Annotated in this window: 1 protein-coding gene and 1 pseudogene; one reads left to right on the forward strand and one right to left on the reverse strand. The window is 73.4% G+C overall.

Annotated elements, in window-relative coordinates; genetic code table 11:
* Nucleotides 1–493, reverse strand: a 493-nt coding sequence (locus tag CCN72_RS35725; protein WP_244174645.1) for an amidase family protein, incomplete at its 3' end; no start/stop codon positions are given.
* Between the two features lie 179 nt (nucleotides 494–672).
* On the opposite strand from CCN72_RS35725, the pseudogene CCN72_RS35730 reads away from it, so the two are divergent.
* A pseudogene (locus tag CCN72_RS35730) lies at nucleotides 673–2060 on the forward strand (glycoside hydrolase family 38 N-terminal domain-containing protein); the annotation flags it as partial.

Genomic DNA, 2060 nt, shown 5'->3' on the forward strand with positions numbered 1-2060 from the left:
GGGACACCACGCGCACGGCGGCGGCACTGCCCCCGGAGGAGCCGCCCGCCGTGCGCGTGGTGTCCCAGGGGTTGCGGGAGGCGCCGTACGGCCCCTCGGTCGTACCGAAGACACACAGCTCGGGCACGTTCGTCAGGCCCATGACCACCGCGCCCGCCGCGCGTAGCCGTGCCACCGTGACATGGTCCTCGGCCGCCGGGGTGTCCGGGGTCGCGGCGGAGCCGTCGCGATGGGCCTCGCCGCGCACCGCCAGGTTGTCCTTCACCGCCACCGGCACGCCCGCGAGGGGCAGTTCGGCCAGATCGGCGCGCGAGCCCACCTCGTCCGCCTCGGCGAGCGCCGCCCGCGCCCGTACGGTGCGGAACGCCTCGATCCGCCCGTCGTACCGCTCGATCCGCGCCAGGTGCTCCGCCACCACCTCCCGTGGCGTCACCCGCTTCTCCCGCACGGCGGCGGCTATGTCGGCGGCGCTCCGCCCGGCCCAGTTCCCCACGGCACTCCTCGGTCACTCGTCGGCTACTCGCCGGTACGCACAGGGGCGCAGGGAGAACTGTGCCCCGTCGAGCACGGTACGTCGAGGGTCCGGCGGCCGTCGGAGGGGAATGCGTACCTCAGTGAATCCGCGGCGAGCCCGACCCGTGGACGACCGGAACCCGGCAGGGAGCATCCCGTATGCATGACGACCGCACTCTGGTGGAGGACCGCCTGCGCCGTGTCCTGAGCGAGCGCATCCGCCCGGCCGTGTACCCCGAGTCCGTGCCGCTCCAGGTCGCGGTGTGGCACGCGCCCGGCGAGCCCGTGCCGGTCGCCGAGGGGCTCGCGGCCGAGCACCGGCCGATCGAGGTGGGCACCCCGTGGGGCGCCCCCTGGGGCACCAGCTGGTTCCGGGTGACCGGGACCGTGCCGAAGGCGTGGGCGGGCCGGACCGTCGAGGCCCTGCTCGACCTGGGCTTCGAGCAGGACCTGCCCGGATTCCAGTGCGAGGGCCTGGTCCACCGGCCCGACGGCACCCCGGTGAAGGGCCTGAACCCGCGCAACCAGTGGGTGCGGATCGGGGCCCCCGTCACGGGCGGCGAGCGGGTGTGCCTGCACATCGAGGCCGCCGCCAATCCGCTGGTCTTCGGGCCCGGACCCACCCCCCTCGGCGAGAAGGAGACCGCCGGGAGCGCTCCGCAGTACACGCTCGGCCGCATGGACCTCGCCGTCTTCGACGACACCGTGTGGGAGTTGGTCCTCGATCTGGAGGTGCTCGGGGAACTGATGGCCGAGCTGCCGGTCGACTCCGCGCGCCGGTACGACATCCTGTGCGCCGTCGAACGCTCCCTGGACGCCGTCGACCTCCAGGACGTGAACGGCACGGCGGCCCGCGCCCGCGAACAGCTGGCCGGTCCGCGCCCGCCGTGCCCTCCGCGCACCGGATCAGCGCCGTCGGGCACGCGCACATCGACTCCGCCTGGCTGTGGCCGCTGCGCGAGACCGTCCGCAAGGTGGCCAGGACGGCGGCCAACATGACCGCCCTGATCGAGGACCGGCCGGAGTTCGTGTTCGCCATGTCCCAGGCGCAGCAGTGGGCGTGGGTGAAGGAGCACCGGCCCGAGGTGTGGGCGCGGGTGCGCGAGGCGGTGGCGAAGGGGCGGTTCGTGCCGACCGGCGGGATGTGGGTGGAGGCGGACACCAACATGCCAGGGTCGGAGGCGATGGCCCGGCAGTTCGTGCACGGCAAACGGTTCTTCCTGGACGAGTTCCGCCTGGAGAACGAGGAGGTGTGGCTGCCCGACACCTTCGGTTTCGCGGCCGGTCTGCCGCAGATCATCCGGGCGGCGGGCGCCAAGTGGCTGCTGACGCAGAAGATCTCCTGGTCGAGGACGAACAGCTTCCCGCACCACACCTTCCAGTGGGAGGGCATCGACGGCACCCGGATCCTCACCCACTTCCCGCCCGTCGACACCTACAACTGCGCCCTGCACGGCTCCGAACTCGCCCACGCCGCACGCAACTTCCGGGAGAAGGGCCGCGCCCGGCACTCCCTCGCGCCCACCGGCTACGGCGACGGGGGCGGC

This window comes from Streptomyces murinus (assembly GCF_002154555.1).
Taxonomy (GTDB): Bacteria; Actinomycetota; Actinomycetes; order Streptomycetales; family Streptomycetaceae; genus Streptomyces; species Streptomyces murinus.